This window comes from Inhella gelatinilytica, assembly GCF_016093295.1.
GTDB lineage: Bacteria > Pseudomonadota > Gammaproteobacteria > Burkholderiales > Burkholderiaceae_C > Inhella > Inhella gelatinilytica.
In genome coordinates, this window is sequence record NZ_JAEDAL010000001.1 from 109,430 (window position 1) to 134,503 (window position 25,074).

27 protein-coding genes and 1 tRNA gene are annotated in these 25,074 nt (G+C 65.3%); 8 read left to right on the forward strand and 20 right to left on the reverse strand.

The annotated features are described in order from the left end of the window. The first annotated feature begins 16 nt into the window (after positions 1-16). A complete protein-coding gene (locus tag I7X43_RS00505; RefSeq protein ID WP_198098931.1) occupies positions 17-1,321 on the forward strand; it encodes an HD-GYP domain-containing protein in 1,305 nt (434 codons plus the stop codon). A gap of 29 nt (positions 1,322-1,350) precedes the next feature. On the opposite strand, the gene I7X43_RS00510 is transcribed toward I7X43_RS00505, so the two are convergent. The 6 genes from I7X43_RS00510 to mutM form a co-directional block, all read right to left on the reverse strand. Continuing rightward, positions 1,351-1,875, reverse strand: a complete 525-nt coding sequence (locus I7X43_RS00510) for a hypothetical protein (RefSeq protein WP_198098932.1) — start codon at positions 1,873-1,875, stop codon at positions 1,351-1,353. A gap of 128 nt (positions 1,876-2,003) precedes the next feature. Further along, on the reverse strand, positions 2,004-2,744 hold the full coding sequence (locus I7X43_RS00515; RefSeq protein ID WP_198098933.1) for a LamB/YcsF family protein: 741 nt from the start codon (positions 2,742-2,744) through the stop codon (positions 2,004-2,006). Next, positions 2,726-3,655 (reverse strand): 5-oxoprolinase subunit C family protein, encoded by a 930-nt coding sequence (locus tag I7X43_RS00520; protein WP_198098934.1) that lies wholly within the window; start codon positions 3,653-3,655, stop codon positions 2,726-2,728. The genes I7X43_RS00515 and I7X43_RS00520 overlap by 19 nt, the downstream gene beginning before the upstream one ends. After that, entirely contained in the window at positions 3,648-4,295 is a 648-nt protein-coding gene (pxpB, locus tag I7X43_RS00525) for a 5-oxoprolinase subunit PxpB (RefSeq protein ID WP_198098935.1), read from the reverse strand. Before pxpB ends, I7X43_RS00520 begins: the two co-directional genes overlap by 8 nt. Beyond that, positions 4,292-5,311, reverse strand: coding sequence for an A/G-specific adenine glycosylase (gene mutY / locus I7X43_RS00530; protein ID WP_198098936.1), 1,020 nt, complete (start codon positions 5,309-5,311; stop codon positions 4,292-4,294). Before mutY ends, pxpB begins: the two co-directional genes overlap by 4 nt. Then, complete coding sequence (gene mutM / locus I7X43_RS00535) at positions 5,296-6,123, reverse strand: bifunctional DNA-formamidopyrimidine glycosylase/DNA-(apurinic or apyrimidinic site) lyase (protein ID WP_198098937.1); 828 nt, start codon at positions 6,121-6,123, stop codon at positions 5,296-5,298. Before mutM ends, mutY begins: the two co-directional genes overlap by 16 nt. A gap of 63 nt (positions 6,124-6,186) precedes the next feature. Here mutM and I7X43_RS00540 point away from each other — a divergent pair, with 63 nt between their 5' ends. The 6 genes from I7X43_RS00540 (at position 6,187) to I7X43_RS00565 (ending at position 11,283) form a co-directional block, all read left to right on the forward strand. After that, the gene (locus I7X43_RS00540; protein ID WP_198098938.1) at positions 6,187-7,905 is read left to right on the forward strand and encodes a tetratricopeptide repeat protein; all 1,719 of its coding nucleotides are present in this window, start codon (positions 6,187-6,189) and stop codon (positions 7,903-7,905) included. After that, positions 7,902-8,438 (forward strand): lipoprotein insertase outer membrane protein LolB, encoded by a 537-nt coding sequence (locus I7X43_RS00545; RefSeq protein ID WP_198098939.1) that lies wholly within the window; start codon positions 7,902-7,904, stop codon positions 8,436-8,438. The genes I7X43_RS00540 and I7X43_RS00545 overlap by 4 nt, the downstream gene beginning before the upstream one ends. 3 nt (positions 8,439-8,441) lie before the next feature. Then, entirely contained in the window at positions 8,442-9,332 is an 891-nt protein-coding gene (gene ispE, locus I7X43_RS00550; protein ID WP_198098940.1) for a 4-(cytidine 5'-diphospho)-2-C-methyl-D-erythritol kinase, read from the forward strand. Between the two features lie 39 nt (positions 9,333-9,371). Continuing rightward, positions 9,372-9,448, forward strand: a tRNA-Gln gene (locus I7X43_RS00555). Positions 9,449-9,598: 150 nt separating this feature from the next. Further along, entirely contained in the window at positions 9,599-10,561 is a 963-nt protein-coding gene (locus tag I7X43_RS00560; protein ID WP_198098941.1) for a ribose-phosphate pyrophosphokinase, read from the forward strand. Between the two features lie 98 nt (positions 10,562-10,659). Continuing rightward, on the forward strand, positions 10,660-11,283 hold the full coding sequence (locus tag I7X43_RS00565; protein WP_198098942.1) for a 50S ribosomal protein L25/general stress protein Ctc: 624 nt from the start codon (positions 10,660-10,662) through the stop codon (positions 11,281-11,283). Positions 11,284-11,354: 71 nt separating this feature from the next. Here the strand turns inward: I7X43_RS00565 and I7X43_RS00570 are convergent, their stop codons facing one another. The 14 genes from I7X43_RS00570 to I7X43_RS00635 form a co-directional block, all read right to left on the reverse strand. Further along, positions 11,355-11,846, reverse strand: a complete 492-nt coding sequence (locus I7X43_RS00570; RefSeq protein ID WP_198098943.1) for an MSHA biogenesis protein MshP — start codon at positions 11,844-11,846, stop codon at positions 11,355-11,357. Further along, complete coding sequence (locus I7X43_RS00575) at positions 11,843-12,694, reverse strand: prepilin-type N-terminal cleavage/methylation domain-containing protein (RefSeq protein WP_198098944.1); 852 nt, start codon at positions 12,692-12,694, stop codon at positions 11,843-11,845. The genes I7X43_RS00570 and I7X43_RS00575 overlap by 4 nt, the downstream gene beginning before the upstream one ends. Then, positions 12,694-13,164, reverse strand: coding sequence for a type IV pilus modification PilV family protein (locus I7X43_RS00580; RefSeq protein ID WP_198098945.1), 471 nt, complete (start codon positions 13,162-13,164; stop codon positions 12,694-12,696). Before I7X43_RS00580 ends, I7X43_RS00575 begins: the two co-directional genes overlap by 1 nt. Further along, the gene (locus tag I7X43_RS00585) at positions 13,154-13,639 is read right to left on the reverse strand and encodes a prepilin-type N-terminal cleavage/methylation domain-containing protein (protein ID WP_198098946.1); all 486 of its coding nucleotides are present in this window, start codon (positions 13,637-13,639) and stop codon (positions 13,154-13,156) included. Before I7X43_RS00585 ends, I7X43_RS00580 begins: the two co-directional genes overlap by 11 nt. Then, a complete protein-coding gene (locus I7X43_RS00590; RefSeq protein ID WP_198098947.1) occupies positions 13,620-15,905 on the reverse strand; it encodes a DUF6701 domain-containing protein in 2,286 nt (761 codons plus the stop codon). The genes I7X43_RS00585 and I7X43_RS00590 overlap by 20 nt, the downstream gene beginning before the upstream one ends. 334 nt (positions 15,906-16,239) lie before the next feature. Continuing rightward, positions 16,240-16,653: a prepilin-type N-terminal cleavage/methylation domain-containing protein gene (locus tag I7X43_RS00595; protein WP_198098948.1), complete on the reverse strand. Its 414-nt coding sequence runs from the start codon at positions 16,651-16,653 to the stop codon at positions 16,240-16,242. A 31-nt stretch (positions 16,654-16,684) separates the two neighbouring features. Further along, positions 16,685-17,170 (reverse strand): hypothetical protein, encoded by a 486-nt coding sequence (locus tag I7X43_RS00600; RefSeq protein ID WP_198098949.1) that lies wholly within the window; start codon positions 17,168-17,170, stop codon positions 16,685-16,687. Continuing rightward, on the reverse strand, positions 17,167-18,402 hold the full coding sequence (locus tag I7X43_RS00605; RefSeq protein WP_198098950.1) for a type II secretion system F family protein: 1,236 nt from the start codon (positions 18,400-18,402) through the stop codon (positions 17,167-17,169). Before I7X43_RS00605 ends, I7X43_RS00600 begins: the two co-directional genes overlap by 4 nt. Before the next feature lie 15 nt (positions 18,403-18,417). After that, positions 18,418-20,127 carry a GspE/PulE family protein gene (locus tag I7X43_RS00610; RefSeq protein WP_198098951.1) on the reverse strand — a complete coding sequence of 570 codons (1,710 nt, stop codon included), beginning with the start codon at positions 20,125-20,127 and terminating at the stop codon, positions 18,418-18,420. Then, positions 20,124-21,761, reverse strand: a complete 1,638-nt coding sequence (gene mshL, locus I7X43_RS00615; protein ID WP_198098952.1) for a pilus (MSHA type) biogenesis protein MshL — start codon at positions 21,759-21,761, stop codon at positions 20,124-20,126. The genes I7X43_RS00610 and mshL overlap by 4 nt, the downstream gene beginning before the upstream one ends. Continuing rightward, positions 21,758-22,114, reverse strand: a complete 357-nt coding sequence (locus I7X43_RS00620) for a hypothetical protein (RefSeq protein WP_198098953.1) — start codon at positions 22,112-22,114, stop codon at positions 21,758-21,760. The genes mshL and I7X43_RS00620 overlap by 4 nt, the downstream gene beginning before the upstream one ends. Beyond that, positions 22,111-22,767, reverse strand: coding sequence for a hypothetical protein (locus tag I7X43_RS00625; protein WP_198098954.1), 657 nt, complete (start codon positions 22,765-22,767; stop codon positions 22,111-22,113). Before I7X43_RS00625 ends, I7X43_RS00620 begins: the two co-directional genes overlap by 4 nt. Then, positions 22,764-23,345 (reverse strand): PilN domain-containing protein, encoded by a 582-nt coding sequence (locus tag I7X43_RS00630; RefSeq protein ID WP_198098955.1) that lies wholly within the window; start codon positions 23,343-23,345, stop codon positions 22,764-22,766. Before I7X43_RS00630 ends, I7X43_RS00625 begins: the two co-directional genes overlap by 4 nt. A gap of 8 nt (positions 23,346-23,353) precedes the next feature. Next, the gene (locus tag I7X43_RS00635; protein ID WP_198098956.1) at positions 23,354-24,289 is read right to left on the reverse strand and encodes a type IV pilus biogenesis protein PilM; all 936 of its coding nucleotides are present in this window, start codon (positions 24,287-24,289) and stop codon (positions 23,354-23,356) included. A gap of 71 nt (positions 24,290-24,360) precedes the next feature. On the opposite strand from I7X43_RS00635, the gene pth reads away from it, so the two are divergent. Continuing rightward, a complete protein-coding gene (pth, locus tag I7X43_RS00640; protein WP_198098957.1) occupies positions 24,361-24,993 on the forward strand; it encodes an aminoacyl-tRNA hydrolase in 633 nt (210 codons plus the stop codon). The last annotated feature ends 81 nt before the right edge of the window (positions 24,994-25,074 follow it).

Genomic DNA, 25,074 nt, shown 5'->3' on the forward strand with positions numbered 1-25,074 from the left:
CGCCAAGGGAGGCGGGATGGACACGCAGCCAATCGCAGCCGAGGTGAATCCTCATTATTTGCAACACCTGATGCACAGCGCCAGCCAGCGCGATGTGCAGGCCAGCGAAGACATCCTGTGCGGCAACGGCGTCAAGCTGCTGGCCAAAGGCGCGCGCATCGACGCCAGTACCCAAGCTCGCTTGCTGCAACACCGCTTGGCCAAGCCGTTGGAAACCTGCCTCTCGATGGGGGCTTGTGTGGACGCAGACGCCCTCCGTGCGCGGGCGGAACGGCTGCTCGCCGACGATCCGGTCCTGGCGCACTTGTGCCCGGCGGGGGCCGGTCAACCCCTCGCCGTCTCTCTGGGCAAACTGCCGCTGAGCGGCCCCGTCCAAGCCTTGATCACCTTGTTGGACGACCAGCAGCGACTGGACCATGCGGTGCGGGTGGCCCTGTTGAGCCTGGCACAAGCGCGGCGCCTGCTGCCGGGCCAGGTGGAGGAGCACCGCACGTTGACGCTGGCAGGTCTGTTGCATGACGTGGGCGAGCTCTACCTCGACCCCGAGGTGGTCGACGCCCCCGATCAGGAGCTGGATGCGTGGCATTGGCGACCCATCGCCACCCATCCTTTGGTGGGGCACCAGGTTTTGCTGCACCTCGAAGGCACGGGGCCCGAGGTGGCCGCGCGGGTGTTGGAACACCACGAGCGTCTGGACGGATTTGGGTACCCCCGCGGCATTGCCGAAACGGCGTTCGCGCTGTCCTCGCAAATTTTGGCTGCCGCCGAATGGCTGGCGACGCTGATGGAGGCGGGCCCCAGGGCGCTGCTAAGGGCCAGTGCGGCCGCCCGTTTGGTCCCCGGAGAGTTCCACCCGGCGCTGCTGGGATGGGTGCATCAAGCCGCTCAGTGTGGTCCGGCGCCTACTGTTGGCCATATCGACGGTGCGGTTTCTCTGGAGCGCTTTGAGCACGTTGCGCGATGTTTGCAACAAGCGCGGACCATGTTGCCACAGGCCACCTTGCAGCAGCAGCGGGCCAGCACGACCCTGCGAACACTGATTGATCTGAACTTGTGCCGCATGCGTCGCCTGCTCGCCGGATTCAGCAGCAGCGGTTTGGACTCACTGCCCCCCGAGATGGTGTTGAGCACGGTGCTGGGGGCCAGCGAGGCGGATTTGCACCACGACCTGGTGGCCCTTTTGGACGAGTTTGCCTGGCGACTGCGGGAGTTAGAGCGCGAGGCCGTGCTGCGCAGCGCCCGCTTGCCCGACAACGAAGCCCGCGTGCTGCAAGCACTGTTCTGTCAATTGCGCGACGCCCCGGTACGCGCCGCGGCCTGAGCCCTTCGGCTGCGGCCGCTGGGCGGGCTTCACTGGGCCTCGATGCGCATCAACTGAAACTGAGTCTCCTTGCCTTCGGGCTGAATGACCACCACGCGCAGGTTTTTGGCGCGGCCGACTTTCAACACCACGCCGCCCGCGGGAACGTCTGACGCCTTGCACTGCAGCGCCCCTTCCGGCGGCGCTGAAGCCGGGCGAGGCATCCCCGGGGTGCACGCCACCACCGGCCCGAAGCTCGACATGGCCTTGCGGTAGAAGTCGGCAATCGCCCCGACGCTGTCTCCACTGCGGAATTGCGCCACCGCGACCCGAAAACCAAAACTGCCGCCCCAGAGCGACAGATTGAAGGCCCCGGCCCCGGCCCCAGCCGAGTCCTTGCCGTCCCGCATCGGTTGGGCCTTGGGATAGCGGGGCAAACCCAACTGGGCCTCGCTGGCGGCTTCCTCGATTTGCAGGCCGGCGCCCGTCCCTTGGGCCCCAGCGCCAGGGGCAACCATCAGGCCTGCGAGCGCCAGCGGGGCCAGTGCGGCCAGGGGCCATTTCGAATGCTGCATGGTGTGCCTCCAAGCTCAAGAGGCCTTCAGCCTAAGACTGACGCCTCCCCCGGGCCCAGCGGTTTGCGACCAACCGCTCGGCGCGCCTGACAGCCTGTCATTCCGGACGAATTGGGTGAGGCCACCCCTTATCCCGCACGGACCTCGATGCCCGCATCCCGCAGGGCCCCGCTCAGGGTTTGAGCCAAAGTCAAGGCGGTCGCCCCGTCGCCGTGCAAGCACAGGCTTTCGGCACGCACGTCAATCGGCGTCCCGACTTGGCTCATGACGGTTTGGCTTTGAGCCAGTCGGAGCCCTTGCGCGATGGCGACGGCCGGGTCGTGCAGCACCGCACCGGGTTCACTGCGGGGCACCAACCGGCCATCCGCTTGGTAGGCCCGGTCAACGAACGCCTCGGCGCGCACCCGCAGCCCCGCGGCACGCGCCCAGTCCAGCAGGGGACTGCCGGCCAACGCCAGCAGTGTCAGGTGCGGGTCGCACACCTGGACGGCCTGGATCAGTGCTTGCGCCAAGTGGGGATCGAACGCGGCCTGGTTGTACAGCGCCCCATGCGGTTTGACATGGCGCAGCGCCACCCCCTCGCGGGCCGCCAAGGCCTGCAGCCCGCCAATCTGCGCGATGAGGTCGGCCTCGACCGCCAGTGCCTCGCGGACCCACGGCAGGCGTCCGAAGTTCGCCCGATCCGGGAAGCTGGGGTGTGCGCCCGCGGCCACTCCGTGGTCACGACAGGCCCGCAGGGCCGCCCGCATCGTCGCGCCATCCCCGGCATGCCAACCGCAGGCAATGTTGGCGCTGCTGATACACCCGATCAGTGCCAGATCGTGGGCACCGCCTTCTCCCACATCGGCATTCAAATCGATCCCGCGCATGCCCACTCCCACTGTGCGTACTGGACCCCTTGAACTTGTCGAGCGGCTCGCGCCTCGTCGGGCGTAACCCAACGGAAGCGACGCGCCTCCCCCGGCCGCCATTGGGCGAGCGCCCCCAGGTCCGCCTCAATCACGGCGGCAATGCGGGGATAGCCGCCCGTGCTCTGACACCCCGGCAACAGGACGATGGGCTGCCCTGCGGGGGGCAGTTGGATCCATCCGGCCGCAACCGCATGCGAGCGCATCTCCACCGACGTGGAGAAGCGCAGCGGCGCCCCTTCCAGCCACACGCCCATGCGGTCCGACTGCGGACTCATTCGCCAAAGTTGCTCGGTCCACTGGCGCTGCGACGCGGCCGTAAGCGCCGCCCACTCGGGCCCCGGAACCACCCGCAAGCCCGGTTCGACAGCCGGAACGCGCAGCCCCCGCACCCCCAACAGCGAACGCGGGGGGCCCAGCGGAAGCCGGTCCCCCGCCTGAAGAGTCCGCCCCTGCCAGCCCCCAAACCCGCCGGGAATCTGGGTCGCACGAGACCCCAGCACCGGGTCCACCGCCAGGCCCCCATCGAGCGCCAAGATCCCCACCCGCCCCGTCACCGGGCCCCGCAGCACCAATTCAGCCCCCGCGGGAAACGGCCAGCGCCACTCGGTTCGCAAGGGCCTGCCGTTCAGATGCATCTCAAACGCCGCGCCACACAAGGCCAACCAGCCCGCACGGTGGAATCGCAACCGCAGTGGGCCCGCCAGCACCTCCAAGGCCGCCGCCTCAGCCGGGTTCCCGACCAGCAGATTGGCGCGCTGAAGAGCGGTTCGGTCCAGCGCGCCCCCGCGCGGAACCCCCAAGTGCTGCCGCCCGGGTCGGCCCAAGTCCTGAACGCTGCACAGTGCCGCTGCCCGCACCACCTCAAGCATCGAACGACTCCGCAACAAAGCGCACCCGGTCGCCCGGCAGCAACAAGCACGGCGACTCAGCATGGGCGTTGAACAGGGCTTGCTCGCACCGGCCAATCCAGTTCCAACCGCCCGGGCTCTCCACCGGATAGATTCCCGTCTGCCCGCCTCCGATCCCCACCGCACCCGCGGGCACTTGGGTTCGAGGCTGGGCCCGCCGCGGCCAGTGCAACTGGGCGGGCAAGCCGGCCAAGTAGGCAAATCCCGGCAAAAAACCCAGGCATTGAACGGTGTACTCCGCCGCCGTGTGAAGCTCGACCACCGCCAACGGGGTCAAGCCGACTCCGCAGGCCAACGCGTCCAAATCCGGCCCCGCCGCACCGCCGTAGCGCACCGCCAGTTGATGCAAGGCTCCGATCGCTTCGGCGCGCGGACGGGCCGCCGCCCAGGTGTCGCTCAAGCGCTGAAGCACGGCCTCCACCTCGTCACGGGCTGGGTCAAAAAAAATGCTGAGGTTGCCCACGCCCGGAACCACGTCCGATCCGAGGCCTTGCGCGCGCAATCGATGGGCCACCCACCACAAGCGCCGCTGCGCCACGGGGTCAGGGACCGTATCCAGATCCAACACCGCACAGGATTCGCCGACCGCGTAGAGCCTCATCCCAGAAGCTTCTTCAAAGGTGCCGGCATCCCATAGCGGGGCCGGTCTGTTGGGCTCACCCACTGCCCGACCTCCAACGGCGGCGCGGAGTCGGACCACCGCACCTGCCGGGGGTGCAGCACCCAATCGAAATGGGTCAAGGCATGGTCAATTCGGGGCAACAACTCCACGGTTCGCAGACCCACGGCTGCCCGGAGGTCAGCCTCCGCGTCGAAGAGCGGCAAGCTCCACAGCCCCGCCCACACACCGGGGCTCGGGCGCTGCTGTAACCACAGCGCGCCGTCCGATTCGCGCTCGAGCCAGAGCCACCACTGTTCGCGTCGCCCCCGCTGGGGTTTGGGCGCCCGCAAGGGGAACTCCGCGACCCGTCCTTGTGCCTGCGCGGCGCACAGTGCAGCAACAGGGCACTCACCACAGCGAGGACCTCGCGGGGTACACACCAAGGCCCCCAAGTCCATGAGGCCCTGGGTGTAGCGCGGCATGTCGGCCGCCGCTGGGGGCAGCAGGGCATCGGCGTGCGCCCACAGTTCTTTCTGGGCACGCGCACTGGTGGTGGGATGGGGCCAAGCAAGAAGCCGCGCCAACACGCGCCGCACATTGCCATCCAAAATCGACACCCGCTCCTCAAAGCAGAACGAGGCAATGGCCCGCGCCGTGCTTCGCCCGATGCCGGGCAGGGCTTCCAAGGCGTCGGCGGCGCGGGGGAATCCCCCCAGGGCCACCACCGCCTGGGCACACGCATGCAAATTCCGGGCGCGGGTGTAGTAACCGAGCCCGGCCCACAGGGCCAGCACCTCGTCCAACGGCGCCGCAGCCAAATCGTCAACAGAGGGAAAGCGCGCCAGGAAGCGTGCGTAGTAGGTGCGCACCGTGGCCACTTGGGTCTGCTGCAGCATGATTTCCGACAACCAGACCCGATAGGGGTCGCGCATCCCACACCAAGGCAAATCATGGCGGCCGTGCTGGCGCTGCCATGCCAGCAGTCGAGCGGAAAACTCAGTCAGCGCGGCTGGCATTTCGGGCAATAAAAAGTTGAACGCTGCCCCTGCACCAAACGACGCACAGCCTGCCCACAAGCAGGACAGGGCTGGCCCTCCCGCCCGTAGACCGCCACCAGGGTCTGGTAGCGCCCGATGGCGCCGAGGCTGCTCGAAAAATCTCGCAAGGTGCTGCCCCCGGCCTCCAGTGCAGCGCGCAACACGCTTCGCAGCGCCGTCAACAGGCGCTCAGCCCGCACGCGCGACAAACGACCAGAGGGCGCCTCGGGGTGAATTCCCGCTTGCCACAAGGCTTCGCAAGCGTAGATGTTCCCAGCGCCCACAATCACCTCACCACCGAGCAATACGGGTTTGATGGCCTGCCGGCGTCCGCGCAGCGCCGCATGAAACTGAGTCGACGTGAACGACTCATCAAAGGGCTCCACACCCAACCGGGCCAGCAAGCGGGCCGCTGGATCGACGTCCAGCGCAGGGGACCACACCACGGCGCCGAATCGGCGCGGATCGGTCAGGGTCAACGTCCCCCGGTCCGTGACCAATTGAAAGTGTTGGTGCGGTTGAAGCTTGCCGGGGGCGGGTTCAAACGCCAGGGAGCCTGACATGCCGAGGTGCAGCAGCACCCCTCCCCGGGGCTCCGGACGATCCAGCGGCAACCACAAGTACTTGCCCCGACGCAACGTCGCCCCCAAGCGCGCGCCTTGAAACGCCGCTGGTTGCACCCCCAGGGGCCACCGCAGGGGTTTGCCCAGGCGTACGCCCTGAACGGTGGCACCTTCAAGGGCTTGGGCAAAGCCCTGGCGGGTGATTTCAACTTCGGGAAGTTCCGGCATGGGTGCAGTGTAGAAAGACACGCTGGCGCCCTTGCTGTTCAGGCCCGGCACAATCTCCGCGCCATGGACCGTCTGAATCGTTTGATCCGCCCCCTCGTGCGCACCTCCTGCGCCCTTGCCCTGCTGGCCCCGCTGGGAACCTTGGCCCAATCGACTCCAGCGATGCCCGCGCCGTCGGCGATGGACGCCCCTCTCTTTTATCAAGTGCTGGTGGGCGAGTTGGAATTGCAGCGGGGGCAGGCCGGTGTGGCGTTTCAAGTCTTGTTGGACGCCGCGCGGCGAACCCAGGATGACGCTTTGTATCGACGGGCCGTTCAAGTTGCGATTCAGGCGCGTGCGGGGCAAGAGGCGCTGCAAGCAGCCCGCGCCTGGAAGTTCGCCCGCCCGGCCCTGGTGGAGCCGGCGCAGTCCGAGATTCAGTTGCTGGCGGCCCTGGGGCAACTGGATGCCACGCCAGGCCCCATTTTGGATTGGCTGCAGCGCAGCACAACCGCACAGGATCGGGCCCATCTCCTAAGCAACCTCGGGGCCTTGATTCGCAGCCCCCAGGCACTGGGCACGCTGCTGCCGGGCCTCACGGTGGAGCGCGACCGTGCCGGCTCAACGCCCTTGCGCCGCTCGTTGGCCGCCTGTGCCATTGCTCAACTGGCGGCCCTTTCCAAGGAATACGGTCTGGCCGTCCAACACCTGGAAGCCGCCCGCAAACTGGACCCCAGCCACCCCCTCCCCGCCTGGTTGGCCCTGCGCTGGACGCAGTTCGCGCCCGCAGCGGATGCGCTGATTGCCACGGGGCCCCGGGCTGACAGCGCCTTTCGTTTGGAATTGGCCTACGCGCGGGCCCGGGACCAGCGCAGTGCCGAGGCCCTCGACCTGGTCCGTGAACTCGCAAAAGAGCAACCGCAGGTTCGCAGCCACCTGTACCTGATGGGGTCTTTGGCGCTGGATTTGCGGCAACTGGACGACGCCCAAGAGGCCTTGACGCAGTACCTGAGCCAACCGGATCCCTCCGACGAGGAGGGGCGCCGGCGATCAGCCGCTCAACTGCTGCTGGTGCAGGTAGACGAGCAGCGTGGCGACTGGGCCAAGGCCTTGAACGCGCTCGAGGCCGTCAAGGACCCAGACCGTGCACTCGAGGCCGCCTACCGTCGCCTGCACATCCTCTCCCGCCAAGGGCAGTGGGACGCCGCCCGTGCCATCGCCCGCAGCCTACCTGGCGACCAGCCCGATCAGCCCCGACGACGTCTGTTGGCCGAAGTGCAAGTCCTGCGGGAGGCCAAGCGTTGGGCAGAAGCTCAGGAGCGGCTGGAAGAAGCCCTCCGAGCCGAGCCACAGGACACCGACCTCTTGTACGAAAAGGCCATGGGGCTGGAGCGCCAACAGCGCCATGAGGACATGGAGCGGGTTCTTCGTGAGGTGATCCAACTCGACGCCAACCACGCGCATGCCCGCAACGCGTTGGGCTATTCCCTGGCGGATCGAAACCAGCGTCTGCCCGAAGCGCGGGAATTGATCGAAAGCGCGCTCAAGCTGGCCGGACACGAACCCGCGTTGGTGGACAGCCTCGGCTGGGTCGCCTTCCGTGAGGGCAAACTGCAGGACGCCGAGCAGCACCTGCGGCGGGCCTACCAAGCGCGCTACGACGCCGAGATTGCGGCGCACCTCGTCGAAGTGTTGAAGGCCCAGGGGCGCCTGGAGGAGGCTCGGGATCTGTTGAGCAGCGCCCTCAAGCGGGACCCCCGCAGTGAGGCACTGCTGGCCCTGCAAAAGCGCCTTTCGCTGTGAACATCCGTCACGCCCTGGCCCTGCTGACGGTGGGCCTTGCCCTCGTGCTAACCGGCTGCGTCACCACGCCCCCCCCGCCAACGCCGGGCACCTGGAGCGGCAAACTGGCCTACCAAATGGAAGCCAGCCCCACCCAGCGCGCTCAAGCCGGATCGGCGCTTTTCGAATGGCAGGGTTCGACAGAGCAAGGGCAACTCAGCCTCACCAGCCCACTGGGGACCACCTTGGCCTCGGCCCGCTGGGATGCCTCAGGGGTGTGGCTGGACGACGGCCACGGTCCGCGCCCCTTTGTCACGCTGGAGGAACTCGGGCAGGCGCTGGGAGACGCCTTGCAAGGCCCGCCTCTTCCGCTGCGTCCGCTGCTGCACTGGCTGCGCCGCGAACCGGCTCCGGGCTGGCCCGCCCTCGCACGGGAGGACGGATTTGAACAAGCCGGCTGGCGGGTCCAACTGGCGCCGCAGCGCATCACCCTGACCCGCCCCGCACAGGGCGGCCTGGGGGCCTTGCGCTTGGTCTTGATCAGCACGGAGTGAGCCTTGCACGCCCTCTACGACCTCCCCGCCCCCGCCAAATTGAACTTGTACCTTCACGTGGTGGGCAAACGCCCCGATGGCTACCACTTGTTGGAATCTTTGTTCGTACCAATCGACTGGGGCGACAGCCTGCACTTGGTACGACGCACCGATGGGCGCATCGTCCGCCACGATCTACACCCAGCCACAGCCGAGCCGCTCCCTGCGGACGATCTGTGCACCCGCGCCGCGCGGTTGCTGCAAAAGGCCAGCGGTTCGACGGCGGGGGTCGACATTCATTTGCACAAGCGCCTGCCCTCTGGCGCCGGCCTGGGCGGCGGCTCGTCCGATGCGGCCACAGTGTTGATCGGCTTGAATCGCCTGTGGAACCTCCATCTCAGTCGAGCGCAGTTGATGGCCCTCGGGCTCCAACTGGGCGCGGACCTTCCCTTTTTCTTGGGCACCGGCCCCGCCTTTGCCCAAGGCATCGGGGAAAACCTGCGCGCAGTCGCCTTCCCCGCCACCCGGTTCGCCGTCATCAAGCCGCGCCAAAGCCTGCCCACCCGCGCGATTTTTTCAAGCCCCCTCTTGCAGACCTCAAAAAGTCAGGCTATAGTCGCGGGCTCTTTCGCAGACAACATTGTTCTGGACTGGAAGGCCAAGCGGAATGATCTGCAAGCCAGCGCTAGTGCGCAGTGCGCAGAGATTGACGACGCCCTTCAGTGTTTGTTCAGTCGTTTTGGCAACAGCCGAATGACCGGATCAGGCAGCGCGGTGTTTGCGGAAGTAGGCAGCGACGATTCGCCCATGGCGACCGAGTTGGTGGATTTCGGCATCGGAATGCATCATCAGTGGGAGGGTCGGGTCTGCCGCAGTCTGGAATCACTGCCGCTGGCGCCGTGGTTAAAAGACTGAGATGATTTCTGGGTCTTGGCCTCAGCCAAGGTCCTGTGTAGGGGAGTCGCCAAGTTGGTTAAGGCATCGGATTTTGATTCCGACATGCGAGGGTTCGAGTCCTTCCTCCCCTGCCAAATTTTTCGTCAGTCCCGGTGCTCCTGCTGGCCCAACGCGGTTATGCGTCCAAAGCCAATCAGACACTGAACTGAAGACAGCGCTAGCGCACGGCGAGGCGAGAGCAACGCAGTTTGCGCGTTGAATGCGAGACCGCAAAGGAACGCCCCGTGCTCAACAACACCGTTCTGTTCACTGGCAATGCCAATCCGGCGCTGTCGCAAGAAATCGCCGCTCATCTCGGCGCCGAACTCGGCCGTGCGAAGGTGAGCCGTTTTTCGGATGGCGAAGTCGACATCGAAATCCAGCAGAACGTCCGCGCCCGCGACGTGTTCATCGTTCAGCCCACCTGTGCGCCGACGAATGACAACCTGATGGAACTCCTGGTGATGACGGACGCGCTGAAGCGCGCCAGTGCTCGCCGCATCACCGCGGTCATCCCCTACTTTGGCTACGCGCGGCAAGATCGCCGTCCGCGTTCGACCCGCGTGCCCATTTCGGCCAAGGTCGTGGCCAACCTGCTGGAAACCGTGGGCATCAACCGGGTCCTGACCATGGACCTGCACGCCGACCAAATTCAGGGCTTTTTCGACATTCCGGTCGACAACATCTACGCCAGCCCGGTGCTGCTCTCGGATCTGAAGAGCAAAGACTACCCGGACTTGGTGGTGGTCAGCCCCGATGTCGGCGGCGTGGTGCGGGCTCGTGCGTTGGCCAAGCAACTCGGGTGTGATCTGTCCATCATCGACAAGCGCCGCCCAGCGGCCAATGTGTCCGAAGTGATGCACGTCATCGGGGAAATCGAAGGTCGCAATTGCGTGATCATGGACGACATGATCGACACCGCCGGCACCCTGGTCAAAGCGGCTGAGGTGTTGAAAGACCGGGGCGCCAAGTCGGTTTACGCCTACTGCACGCACCCCATCCTCAGCGGCCCGGCGATCGAACGCATCTCGGGTTCAGCGCTGGATGAAGTGGTGATCACGAACACCATTCCGCTGACCGATGCGGCCCGGGCCTGCAAAAAGATCCGCCAGTTGTCGGTGGCCTTCTTGTTTGCCGAGACCATCCGTCGCATCAGCGATGGCGAATCGGTCACGTCGCTGTTCTCGGAACAGAACAACAATTTTTGAATTGAGCGCCGCAAGGCGCTTTCCTCGGGGCCGCCCTGCGGCCCTTTTTCGCAACAGGCGGTTTGGTCGCGAGCCGTCTTCACTCAACTGGAGTGTTTATGAAATTCGTCGCTTTTGAGCGCAAATTGCAGGGGACTGGTGCGAGCCGCCGCCTGCGTATCTCGGGCAAGGTGCCCGGCATCGTGTTTGGCGCGGGCGAACCGGCCATGATCGAAGTCGATCACAACGCCCTGTGGCACGCCCTGAAGAAGGAAGCCTTCCACAGCTCCATCCTCGAGATGGAACTGGGTGGCCAAGTGTCCAAAGTGCTGTTGCGTGACGCGCAGTACCACCCCTGGAAGCAGCAGGTTCTGCACGTGGACTTCCAGCGCGTGGACAACACGACCAAGATCACCAAGAAGGTGCCCCTGCACTTCATCGGTGAAGCCGAGAGCGTGGCCGTCAAGACCGACAAGTGCACGGTCAGCCACATCATGAACGAGCTGGAAATCACCTGCGTTGCCGTGGAGCTGCCCGAGTTCATCGAGGTGGACCTGAGCGGCCTGACCAAGGGCCACAGCGTGCACGTCAACGACCTCAAGCTGCCCGCGGGCGTCAAGGTGGTGACCCACGGCAAGCCGAACCCGGTTGTGGCCACCCCGGTCGAACCCAAGGTCGAAGAGATCGTGGTCGCAGCCGCTCCGGCCGCGCCCGCCAAGGGCAAGGGCAAGGGCAAGAAGTAATTCTTCGCCCGGCATCCGCCTCGCAACAGCCCTGCTTCGGCAGGGCTTTTTTCATGGTCACGCAGACCGGATCAAGAAGGGCAATTCCCCCAACTGCCGTCTTCTTGCGTGCACTCCGCCACCACCACCTCGCGTGCGCGCTCCACGTAATGTGCGCCTGCGGCCGCGCCGTCGTCGGGGCAAGGCCCAGCCGGTGCATTGCAGGCCACCGCACTGAGCGTAATCACCCGCACCTGTCGTGCGTTCCCATTGCCCAGTTGCCCTTCTTGATAAGGGGACGGGGCGCTGCAGCTCACGGTGACCCAGTTACCACCTTCCGCCCGCAAGTCCAAGGTCTGGGATTGCCCCCCCGTGCAGCCCTGCCAAGTCCCACGGAATACCTGGTAGAGCCCCCAATCCACGCCCGCACGTACAGCCGCTTGCGCATGCGCCGCCTGCGCTTCCTGCGCCATGCCAAGTTGGCTGGATTGACTCAATCGCACCACCGACGCCGCCACCAGCGCCAGCAGCACCAAGACCACCACGGCGGCCAGCGCGCCAAATCCCTGTTGATGCGGCTTCATGGTCGATTCACCACCTGCGCTTGCTGACGCAGACTGATGGTTTCGCCCCGGCGCTGCAACACCAAACGCAGACTCATCAGGCCCTGCTCGGTCAGTGAGGTGTTGTTGTACTCAAAACCACAGTCAGCGACCTGGGTCGCCAGCACCTCGCCCCCCGCACCGGGGCAGGACGAGGGGTAGCTGCTCGATGGAGCGGTCGACGTTTGGCGATACAAGGTGCCCGTTCCATTGCCTTGGGCATCGACCCCCGCATTGGCACAAACAAAGAAGACGCTCGCCTCGCTCGGGTTCACCACCTGGAAGCGCCCCCCGGCATAGCCTAGCGGGAACTGCAGCGGATTGATCTGGACCCGCTGGCTGCCGTAGGCGCCCGCACTGCCCAAGGCCACCACGGCGCTGCGGTTACTTCCGCCGTAGAACTCGTCCCCGTTCTGGTTGCCCACCACGATCCAGTCTCCCGTGAGCAGTCGGCCCGTCACGGGCCCGAGAACATCGAAAGTCGTCGTGGTGGTACTCGGGTCCAGCACGGCCGCGCAGTCTGCCGCACCGGTGCAAGGCGCATCGATGTCGGGCCCCATGCGGTAGCGGCCCCCGCCCACTGTCGGCACCAACTCAAAACAAGCGTCGGCCGGCCGGCGCAGCGAATTGGGCAACGCCAAGCGCAGATCACGTGCCATCACGTGCAGGGCCGACTGCGCCGCCGACTGCAGCGTGCTGCGGTCGCGCTGCGCCACAAACCCCTCAGCCGCCGGCTTCACAAAAACCGTGGCAGTGGCTGCAATGACCCCCAGGATGACGATCACCACAATCAACTCAACCAAACTAAAGCCGCGGTGCTGGGTGTTCATCACGGCCCCGCGTAATGGGTTCGCCAACCGACCAGGGTCAACGACTGGCCGTCACTGCGCTGGGCCGTGACCGTGATTCGGCGGGCCTGATCGGCCGCCACGCCGTTGAGGGCCATTGCCTCCACCGCGATGGACACCGTGTACAGCTCCAAGCCACTGACGGGCGTAGTGCTGTCGATGGGGCAAACCGACTGATTGGTAAATCCTGCGTAATCGTCGACGTCGTGAAACCCATCGCGTGCGCAGCCGTTCACACTCCGCGCCAAGTTGCTGGCGAAGGGCCGGCTGAGCACTTCCTCCAAATAGCCCTCAGCCACGGACAAGAGTTGCCGGTGGATCAGAGGATCGGCCGAGCCCTTGGTGGTTTGCTGGAAGGCCACCAGGACGCCCGCCAGCCCAAAACCGAGCACCAGGATGGCGATGATCATCTCCACCAAGGTGAAACCCCGCGTGGCACGGCTACTCCACATAGCCACTCTCCCCTCGCACCACCAGATCGCCAACGCCCTCCGCGCTCAATCGCACGGTGGCCGAACTGGCCCCGGCCAAGTCGGTGCTCACCCGACCGTCGGGTTGGAAGAAAAACGTCCCGCTCGGCGTGGCAGAGACTGTCACCCCAGCCGCCGAACTGAAGGCCGTTTGTCCATCGGGGCCCAACAAGGCTTGATCGCAACTCGTACCGGTCCGGCTGCTGACCATACTCAGGCTCAACACCCCCTGCCCCGTCACCTCCGCGCACACGACACGTCGATGCCCCTGCGCCACGGCGCCCCCCCAGCGCAGACCTGCTGCCACCTGCTCGCGCCAACTGTCGGTTTTGAAGCCTCCCAGCCCCGTGAGTTGGGGCACCGCGACCGCCGCCAGGACCCCCAACAACAAGAGCACGGCCACCAGTTCGACCAAGGTGAAGCCGGAGCAGCGGGACTCAATACACCTGCCGCTCATGCACCCTCCGCTGGCTTTCCGGGATGGCGGCGCCGAAGCTGGCGCGGGCGCTGGGATCGCTGTCCCACCGGTCGTTACAGCCCTGGGCCACCCCAAACCGCGACCGCAGCCACGCCAGGCCCGCACCCGTGGTCGTTGGATGCTGGGCCACACAGGCGCGGTCGGTCGTGGTACTGCCCAAGTTCAGGGCCACGTCCACACTGCCGCTGCCCCCAGCAGGAACGGGTGCATTCAGTCGCAGGCTGCCCAACCCGCCACTGAAACCCCCCAGGCTGGCGGCCGTCACCCCCCAGCTCGCGGTCGCGCCACGAAGGGTGGTGGGGCTGGACACCGCGATCGCCGTAGTGCTGAGCCGGGCCGCCGTGCAGGAATCGGCCGCGTGCAGGGCCCACGCCTTGCCGGACCAGGCTTCGATGCGAACCGGCAGGCTCAACGAGGACGCCGCCGAACCCGAGCGGCTCTCCAGCGTGAGTCGCCCGCTCCAGATGTCAAGCAGTGGCTCATCGGCGGTCACCACACTGCTGCTGACGCCATCGGCATCCGTGGCCCGCAGCTGGAGCGCGGGATTACCGACATCGGTGGACCGCATGGGGGCAGTCTGCTTGGCGGTGAACCGATACCGCAAGCTGGATTCCGCCACCCCTTGCACGAACTGACTGGCCGGCCATTGCTGCGCGCTCAGCGGGCTGGTGTTGCCCGTGTCCAAGCCGCCCTTGGTGGAGGCCTTGGCGTCCGCAAAGGTCAACACCCGCGAGAGCCCCAAGCTGCCGTCGTAGTTCTGCGTGGTGCCGCCGGTGGCGTTCAGCGCGGTCACCGTGACCCGCTCGAACGGTTGATCGGCATAGGTAAAGCTATCGCAACCCGGCGTGACCCCGATCAGCAAGCGATGCGGACGAAAGGCCCCGGTATCCACTTGCCCCGTCACATTGAAGGCACTGCCCAGATAACTGCCGTCCCCCAACTGCGCGCTGACTCGCCCTTCGCCGACTTCGGACCAGATCAAATTACTCAAGCTCGCCTGGCCCCCTGCAAAGGCGCCGACGTCTCCCGCAAACAGCCCATCAAAACCCCCGGCCGGACTCAGGCGAGTAAAGCTGAGCACCGCCGTTTCCGGTGTCGTCTCGAGGCCAAAATTGGGCGTCACCGCCCCCAAGCCATTGCGCGCCTGAAGCTGGCCCGTAAACGACTGCCCGGCGGTGCGCGGGGGGCTGCCGTCCAAAGTCAAAGCAAAACTGGCCGGCGCCACCACAAACTGCGTACTCCCGGTGATCGTGACCCCCGCATCGCCCGTGCCGGCCGAACCGCTGTAGGTGGCCGTCAGGCTCATGCGGCCAACGTCTGCGTAACGCAGGTCCAAGCTGGCGGTGCCCGAGGCGTCAAAGTACACCGAGAGATCGCGGCTTCCACAGGCTGCCGTCGCACTGGCGCTGGCGTTGAGAGGCGTCAGCCCCGCCCCCATTCGAAGCGGCAACGTGCCCGAGCCAGGGTCCACGTAGGAACAGCCCAGGGTCAACGTGCGCGTGACATCCGCCAGCCCGGCGCAACTGGCAGAAATCGTGGCCATCCCACTGTCCTCGGCCCGATGGTCTGCCACCGTGACCGTGAATCCCGCGGTGGCGCTCGTGTACGTACAACTGGTGCTGCCGCCAAAGAGGCAGGTGGCTGCCGCGGTCGCCGTGGGGCTGCTGCTGGCCACACTCAGGCTCGCCGTGCCAGCGACCGGCAGCAAGCCCGACACCGTGGTCGTGCTGGCACCTGAAGCGATGCTGAAATTGGCCGAGCCCGGCCAACTGAAGCTGGCATTCGAGGCTGACAAACTGCCCGTCACCCCGCCCGTGTAGCCAGTGCTGCAAGCCGCGTCCGCGCATGCACGGACCGTAAAGGTCGTGGCCGAGCACGTCGATCCGCTGCCACTGGCGTGTTCAATTTGCAGGTGGTGGGGTCCAGTGGCGGCGCTGTAGCAGACTTCAATCGGGAGATGATCGACTTGGGCTGTGGCTGCCCCCCCCGGGTCCTTGTCAGCCGCGAAGGCCACACCAAAACCCGCATGATTCACATCGGTCACACCCCAGGTTCCAGTCCAATAGCTGGGAGCCCCGCCATGCCATTCCGTGACGCTTGACGAGGTCCAATTGGTGGTCGACGCCGCATTTTTCGCCGTTTGAACCACGCCAGCCTTCACGAGATAGACCTGATGGTCCTGGAAAGCGGATCCCGAGCGTTGGACGCCCACCTTGATGCTGTCAATGACCGATCCCGTTGGCACGGAGAATCCATAGCCGGTGCATTTGAGGTATTGGGTTTGGTTGGTCCCTGGCGGGGATGCAGTAGCCGACAGCCCATCGCTGGCTGTGGCCCGACTGGCGTTCGTCCAAGGTTCATGCAAACCGTTCGACGAATCATTCACGCAGGTAGTTGGACTGCGCACGGGAAGACAGGTGGCGGCATCCACGCCAGCCACCCCCACAAGGGTCATGACCGCGACTGTGGCTCGCAAGCAGCGAATAAAAAACGGCCAGCACGCGGCTGACCGTTGATCCAGGGCAGGCAGGCCCTGCGCCTTTCGAGGGACGCTCACGGACGGCCCAGTCGGACTGCCTTCAGTTTCCGGCAGCGATACCGGTGTAGGTAGCCGACTTCTTACCATCTGAAGTCTCAATAGTGCAGGTAAGGCTCGTACCATTGGTCGTAGACGAGCCACCCGCGTCCGAGGCCACATAGCCCGCTGGCATCGCCCCACCTTGCATGAGGCCCGCCACATCAGTGCAATCGTTGACCAACTTGCACTTGGTCGCGTCGGCCGTGCTGTGGTTCTTAATGGCACAGCCGCTGTAGTTCAGTGTCATGGCAGAACCCGCGGCACCCGCCACGCCCTGAACCGCAGCAGTCTTCGCATCGTCACCAATATCCACAAACCGGGGCAGAGCGGTTGCCGCCAACACCCCCAAGATTACGATAACCACGATCAATTCAATGATGGTGAAACCCGACTGATGGCGGGAAGTGGCACGCATGGCAAAACTCCTCTTTTTGGATGACGAAAGCCTAGCAAGTCAGAGCCTGCTCTTCGACCGTGACAGACCCTGAATTGAGGTGGATACGCAACAAGAAGCGGCAATCGGTCACACCGCGCAGGCTGACCCGAAGCGTATCAGCGCTGTCAAAGTCCGCAATCCACCGCCCCTGCTCCCCTTGATCCGGCGCAACGCCGCTGGCCAAGGCAAGGCCCCAGAGACGGGCCTGAGCCCCCGCCAAACCAGGGGGCAACCGGTCGCCCTCCACAGGACTCACCGTCGTCAGGTGCGCGCGCCTCAGACGGCTCATCACGCGCTGCGTGCACGCGGTGTCGTCCAAATGGGGACATTGCAGCTGAAAAAGCGCCCCGTTGGTGCGAGCGGCCTCGGCTGCCATGCGCACCTGGACGCGCCGGGCTTCGCGCTGGACGTCGTTGAATCGCGCCTCGATCAGCCACGCGGCAATGCCCAGGGCAATGAGCACCACCGCCAACTCCAGCATGCGACGCAACCTCATTTTTTGAACGACACGCGCCCCAAATCCCAAATCGGCAAGAACACCCCCAGCGCCAAGATGAGCACCAAGACCCCCAGGAAAACGATCAAGATGGGTTCGATTTGCTGGCTGAGCGTCTTGAGTTCGTACTGCACGTCGTTGCCATAGAGCTGCGCCACTTCGAGCATGAGTTCGTCCACGGAGCCCGTTTCCTCGCCAACCGCCACCATCTGCAGAACAACCGGCGTGAACACACCGGAGGCAATGGCCGCGCGCAGTAACGACTCGCCCCGCTCAATGCCCGCCCGCATGCCCTCAATCTTGCTGGCGATGTGCGTGTTCTCACAGGTCTGGGCCACCACGGTCAAAGCCTGCTCCACGGGCAAGCCACTGCGCAAGGACAGCGCCAAGCTCCGCGCGAACCGCGCCAGTTCGGCTTTCAGCACGATCTTGCCGGCCACCGGAATCTTCAGCTTGAAACGGTCCCAGGCCAGGCGCCCGGGCTCTGTGGCCACCCACCGCTTCAATCCAAAGATGGCGCCGCCCAGCAACAGCAGGAGCGCCCAACCGTATTGCACGGTGAAGTTCGACGTCGCGAGCAGAATGCGCGTGGCCAGCGGCAACTCGGCCCCCAGGCTCTTGAACACCCCCGCAAACGCGGGAATCACCATGACGTTGATGACGCCGATGGCCGCCGCCATGGCGATCATGACGAACATGGGGTAGCGCAAGGCCGACTTGACCTGCTGGCGCATGAACAGTTCGAACTCCAAATGTTCGAACAGGCGCAAAAAGATCTCGTCCAGGCGCCCCGTCATTTCCCCGACGCGCACCATGGCCACGAAGAATTGGTCAAACACGCCGCTTTGCTGGGCAAAACAGCGGCTCAGTTCAATCCCAGACTCCAAGCTGCTGCGCACGGCCTGCAGGGTGTCCTTCATGCGCAGATTGGTGGCCGACTCTGTCAGGCCTGCCAACGCCCGAAGAATCGGCACCCCGGATTTCAACAAGGTGTGCAATTGCCGCGTGAACACCAGCATGTCCACCGGCTGAATGGCGGGTTTGAGGCGCTCGTTCAGCCAATCTTGTGCAGATGAAGTGCCGTCGCCGCCAGCCGCAGCATCGGCCTGCACCGACAAGACGGTAATGCCCTCCGCTCGCAAGGCGTCTGCCACTGCGCCCGCCGAGGCGGCATCGAGCACCCCGCGCACGGCTTCCGGGCCACGACGTCCGGTGTAAGCAAAATTGGGCATACGGGCTCAGCAGACCTACAGTTCATCCACCGCGGTCGACACGCGCAGGGCTTCTTCCAGCGTGGTCCGTCCATCTTTGACCAAGCGCAGCGCATCGTGACGCAGGTTGTTGCCCTTCATTTGGGCGCGACCCAAGCGCGTGAACTCCTCGTTGTCGCCCCGATTCAAGGCGGTAATCAAGCCCTGATCCATCTCGAGGAATTCGTACACCCCCGTGCGGCCTGAGTACCCCGTGTCACTGCAATGCACGCAGCCCCGCCCCCTCTTCAAGGTGGCGCCCACCAGGCTTTCGCCGTTGGCCTCAAACCAAGCATGCTCCTGCGGTGTGGGTTCATGGGCTTGGGCACAGTGGGTACAAATCGTTCGCACCAGCCGCTGCGCCAGCACGAGATGAAGCGACAGCGCCACCATGTAGCGGGGCACGCCCATGTCCAACAAGCGGATGGGGGTGGAAACCGCGTCATTCGTGTGGAGTGTGGACAACACCAAGTGGCCCGTCATGGCCGCCCGCAGGCCCACTTCGGCCGTGACTTGGTCCCGCATCTCGCCCACGAGCACCACGTCCGGGTCCTGGCGCAGCGCCGCCCGCAAAACGCGTTCAAAACTGAGGTCGATCTTTTCGTGCACCTGCACCTGATTCAAGCCCGGCAGGCGGTACTCCACCGGATCTTCGACCGTGATGATTTTTCGCTCGGTGTTGTTGAGCGCATTGAGCGTCGCGTACAAGGTCGTGGTCTTTCCCGAGCCCGTGGGCCCCGTGACCAAGAACATGCCGCTGGGGCGCTCAATGGCCCGACCTATGGCCTCCTTGACGTGGCGAGGCAAGCTCAAGCCATCCAGGTGCAAGAGGCCCGTGCTCTGGTTGAGCAACCGCATGACGACGGATTCGCCATGCTGAGTGGGCATGGTGGAGATCCGTACATCCACACTGCTGTTGCGCAGCTTGACGTGAAAACGCCCATCTTGCGGCAGTCGACGCTCGGAGATGTCCAAGCCGCTCATCAGCTTGAGGCGGAGCGCCACCGCGGTAGAAATTTTGGCGTCGGCTTCGGTCTGCACCTGCAGCACGCCGTCGATGCGGAAACGAATGCGCAGGCTCCGCTCCTGCGGTTCGATGTGGATGTCGCTGGCCCGCTTGCGCAAGGCCTCTTCAAACACCGACTGCAAAAGGCGAACCACCGGGGCATCCTCAGCGCCGGCGGTATTGAGCCCGAGCAACTCGCCAAGTTCGTCCTCGACCGCCCCCAGCTCACTGGTCAGCTCCTTGGCCAAGCTGCCAATGTCTTCACCGAGCGTGTAGCTGCGATCGATCAGGGCCAACAACTGGCTCTCGGATACCGCCACCAGCTGAACGTCTTTTTTCAGAAGGCGGGCGATTTCATCGAACGCGGCAATGTCGGTCGGGTCGCCCATGGCCACCCGAGCGCCCAATGCATCGGACTCCAGCACCATGGCGCGCATGCGGCGCGCCAGCCCCTCAGGCAGGGCCCGTACGGCGTCGGGCCGGACCACCGTGTCGCTCAAGTCCTGGTAGGGCACCCTGAGCTGACGTGCCACCGTCTTGGCGATCTGCGCCTCGGTCACCCAGCCGTTGTCGACAAAGATGCGCCCCAGCTTGCGGCCAGTGGCCTTCTGCAAGCTCAGGGCTTCGGTTAGTTGCTCCGGACGAATCAGCCCTTCTTGGGTGAGCAAATCACCCAGCCGGATGCGCTGGGGGGCGTTCATGGCGCTGTGCGCTGGGGCGTGGGCGGGGCGGGCAGCGCCGGCGCGCTGAGCTCCGCAGGCCAGCGCCCATCGGCGGGGATCACCGTCGGCTTGATGAGAATCACCAGCTCGCGCTTGCGGTTGACGCGCTGGGTTTGACCGAACAGGTTGCCCACCACGGGCAGGTTGGACAGCACCGGCAAACCCGTCCGATCCCCGCGCAGCTCCTGGGTCATCAAGCCGCCAATGGCCACGATTTGCCCGTCGGCCACGCGAACGATGGAATCCGTTTCATTGATGGAGGACGTGGCCAACGGGAGGCGGAAATTACCGAGAAGACCCAGGTTGAGAATTTTTTCGCGTTCGTTCACCAAACTGATCGACGGGTGAACGTGCAGCATCACTTGGCCCTGCGCGTCAATTTGCGGCGTCACGTCCAGCACGATGCCGGAAAAGAACGGGGTGAACTGCAAGGTGGGGACCGCCGGGCTGGTGCTGCTGCCCGTGTTGTTCGAACTCGAATTGTTGGTGTTGCTGTTGCTGATGCCGGTGACATAAAGCTCATCCGAGCCCACTTTGAGCAACGCTTTTTGGTTGTTGAGCGTGGCAATGCGGGGGCTGGACAGCACGTGCACATCGCCCTGCGACTCCAAGAAGTTGAGCAGAGCCGCAAAGTTGGTCGCCTGAAAGGCCAACCCATAGAAGCCGCGGCCCATGGCGCCCAGATTGATGGCGCCTCCCGCGCCGGGTGTGATGACATTCGCACCATCGGTCAGCGCCGTCCCAGTGGGACTGATGACGGCCCCGGGTTGACCGACCCCAATGGCCAGTTGACCGCCCCGTGCGCCGCCCAACAACTGCCCGAAGGCGCCCCAGTTGATACCCGTCTTGGCATCGTCGCTCAGGCTCACTTCGAGGATCTTGGCCTCCAGCATCACCTGTCGCTCAATGCTCACCTGGATGGCCTGCAAATACTGCTCCACCTGCACGAGTTCAGGCCCTGGGGCTCGCACCACAATCACGCCGGCCGAGGGGTTGAGCACCACCGAGCGCCCGCCGCTGCTGCCCACCAGCAGCGCCAAAGATTCCCGCACCTCGCTCCAGAAGTTGGCGTCTGACGTGGTGCGCACCTGAGCGGATTCAAAGCTCTTGAGCGCGCTGCTCCCGCCCGCCCCCCCGCCATTACTTCCGCCCGAGCCGCCCCCTGAGTTGCCACCCGAGGTGGCGCCAGCCACCGCCAAGGCACTGGTCGAGACCCGGGTATCACTTTCCCCCTGACGACGACCGGGCAAGTAATTGATGCGGAAGATCCGCGTCTGGATCGCGTTGGAATAAACGTAGACCTTGTCGGTGAGAACCTTGTAGTCGTACCCGTAGAGCTCTTTGATCGCCTCCAGCGCCTCCAACACCGTGGTCTGTTTCAGATTCAAGCTGATGCGCCCCGTGACCTCCGGGGCCACCAGCAATTGATACGGAGAGCCTTGGGCAATCTGCAAGAAGACCTGGGCCGCCGGCGCGTCTACCAAAGCGATGTCGAAGCGCTCCAACTTGGCGTTCGCGGTCGGCGCCGCGGACAGGGCCGTCGTAGCCCAGGCCCCAGGCGAGACCCCCACGCCAAGGGCCAGGGCAAGAGAAAGGGGACCCCAGAACTTCATCGGCGAACCTCTTTAATCAATGGTTTCTTCTCGTCAACCGGCCACATCGTCAAGCGCAGGCGCTGCCCCTCGGGGTCCCGCATCACCACCGCATCGGCCTCGATGCGCAGCAGCACGTGGCCTTGAACGCTTTGCCCAGGACGCAACAACTGTCCACTCACCACCGCGGTGGGCTGCTGCCCGGGACGAAGGCCCTGCAGAACGGGCCGTGCGGGCGCCGCGCTCACCGGGGAGGCCGGCAACCCCGCGCTCACACTGGCGCGTGCCTGGGGCGGCGGCAGCGTGGGATCCGGCAGGGCCTGGACGGATGCCACCGCGCTCAATCCGCCAACGATGCCCCAAAGCGCCCTCATAACGTCAACCATGCCGCTTGCGGGCTCAAGGTTTCTACGAGCACGGTCATCTCAATCTCCGGGTGCTCCCGCACCGTCAGGGCCAATTGACGCACGCGCAGCCGGCTCTCACTGTGGGCCAAGTCAGCCAAGTAGCGGTGCAAGGCCTCATAGCGACCGGTTACGACAATTTCCATGCCGTGCCGGAAGAGCCGCGGGCCCACCGGCTCACTGGCCGCCGCCGCTGGGGCGACCCGGGTGTCCGGCTTGGCGCTAAGCGCGCGCAAGCGAACAGCCCCCCCCTGCTGTGCAACCACCTCCTCCAACAGCGTGAGCATTCGCGCCGCTTCCAGCGCGCCGGGCCGCCCTTCCAGGCGCCCCAATTCGGCCTGCAGTCGCTGCAACTCTGCCGCCCGTTGCTGGCGTTGCTGCTCGGCTTGCACCCGGGCTTGCGCCTGAACCTGGCGCAGCTCGGCCACGCGTGATTCGAGTTGCCCGGCTTGGGTTTGGGCCGCTTTCCAGCGCTTCATTGCCGGGTTCAGTGCCAGGCTGTCGCCCAGCCACAAAGCCAGCGCCACCACCGTACCTGCCAAGAGCCAACGCTCCCGCGGGGCACGCGCGTCAAACGCTTGCTGCCAAGCCCGCCACTGCTGGTGCCAGGACGAACGCTTCATGGCGACTTCCCCTTGGCGGCGAGGCTGCGCAGCTGAAAACTGGCAGAGCCCGGGTCGGCGCCGGCGCCCGTGGCCACCTGAACTTGAGCCAGTTTCTGTCCCTTGAAGACCGGTTGTTGCTCGAGCCGACGCAAGTAAGCCGGCAACCGAGCCGGGTCCAACAAACGACCGGCAATTTCGAGCTGGGACTCACTCGCTTCCCAGCGCAATCCTGTCACCCAGACGTCGGGTAGGGCCGCGTGGGCCAGGCCTTCCAGCAATTGCGGTGCCGCCTCACTCGTGGGGAGCGACGCCAATTGCCGATCAAAGGCCTGGGCTTGAGCCAGGCGATCCCGAATGGCTTGTATGGCCTCCTTCTGGGCGGCCTCCTCGCTCACGGCCGGTGTCAGCGCCAACACCTTGAGCTCGGTCTCCGCTTGCTGCAAGCGCTGCATCTGGCCGCGCATGGCCTGCTGAAACCCGGCCGCCCCAGCGAGCATCAACACCAGGAGGGCCAGCGCCAGTCCCAGCGCGGTAGGCAGGGTGACCCAGCGCTTTTCGGGCAGCAGGCCGGCGTCAAATAAATTGAGGTCTTGCACAGCCACCATCATCCCCCGCGCAAGGCTGCCCCGATGGGCAACAGCCAGGGCGCTAACGCTGTGCCTTGGAGGGCTGGAACCCCGCTCAAGTCCACCCGCTCGACCGGATCCAGCGCGGTCACCGGGGTCGCAACCTGCACCGCCAAGTGCATCAACAGGGCCTCCGAGGCGGGACCGGGTGCCACGTCCAGCTGACCCAAACTCAAGTGACTGAACTGGCGGTCGAAGTGATCCAGCGTGCGCTGAACCTCCAGGGCCGCTCGGTCCAAGGCGGCCTGGCGGCGGTCGAGGTCCGTGTGCTCCAACAGCTCTGCGGCCAGCTCAATCTGACGAAACGACAACAGCTGCCCTTCATGGGTGATCACCAGACCGCCTTGCCCACTGCCAAAACTGAGCAAGGCCCGCGCCCGCACTGACGCCTCCGCCCGAACCGTCCAATTCCGCAGCGCGGTTTCCGGAATGTCAATGACCCGAAAGGCCTGGGACGCGGACTCGGCGGCCATGACCAGGGGACGCAGACGGTTGCGCGGCGCCAACACGGCCAGCAAGGGCGTGCTCCGCCGGGAGCCCGCCTCTTGGGGAATGCGGAGCAAATCGATGGTGGCGTCTTCGGCCGAGAACTCCAGTTGCCCCTTCAGCTGCCAGCGCAAGGCTTGCGCCCAATCCGATTCGGGCACATCGGCGGGGGCGTCGGTCGGCACAATTTGGTACTGGCCCCGCTCCAACACCCACACCCGCTGGCTGGGGGCACTGTGTTGCCGACGCAACGCCTGCAAGGCTTCACGCTGGGCCTCGTCCGTCTCGCCCCAGGGGCCTTCCCACACCCACTGCACCCGAGGGCGTCCTCCCGGCGCAGCGGGCGCCACGTGAACCGCCCGCAAGACAGGGCCCTGCGGCGACAGGGCCGTCCAGCCGGGTTCGGTGCGGGTGCGCAAAAAAGCCAAGGGATTTCACTCCTGATCGGGTGGCAGTATTTCAGGCTGGGCCAGTTGGCCGCCCTCGGGATAATCCTCGCATGCTGAAACTGCTGGTTGGCCTGGGAAACCCCGGGGCCGAATACGAAGACACCCGACACAACGCGGGGTTCGCCTGGATCGACGCCGTGTCCCGCACGCTGAAGGTGTCGCTGACCACCGAACGGACGTACTTCGGCCTTGCGGCGCGAGCGCGCACCCCACAAGGAGACGTGTGGCTACTTGAACCCTTGACGTACATGAATCTGTCCGGGAAGTCGGTGGCCGCCCTGGCCCGTTTTTTCAAGATGGAGCCCCAGCAGGTGTTGGTCGCGCATGATGAACTGGACCTGGCGCCAGGGGAGGTCAAGCTCAAACGCGGCGGAGGGGCGGCCGGACACAACGGATTGAAGGACATCACCGCGCAACTGGGTTCTCCCGACTATTGGCGATTGCGCCTGGGAATCGGTCACCCCGGCCACCGGGACGCCGTGGCCGGCTACGTGCTGCGACGCGCCCCCGCGCCCGAGCGCGAGGCCTTGGAACTCGCCATTCAGAAGAGCTTGGGCTTGCTGCCCCTGATCCTGGCCGGTCAATTGGACGCGGCCACCCATCAGTTGCACGCCAAGCCCCAGCGCCCCAAGCCTCCCCGTCCGCCCGCCACCCCTGCCGACCCCGCCGCCACCCCATCATGAGCCCACGTCGTTTCTCTCTCAAGATTGCCCTTGCCCTCGTCAGCTTGAATGCACTGGGGGGACAGGCTCAAGCCGCGGGGA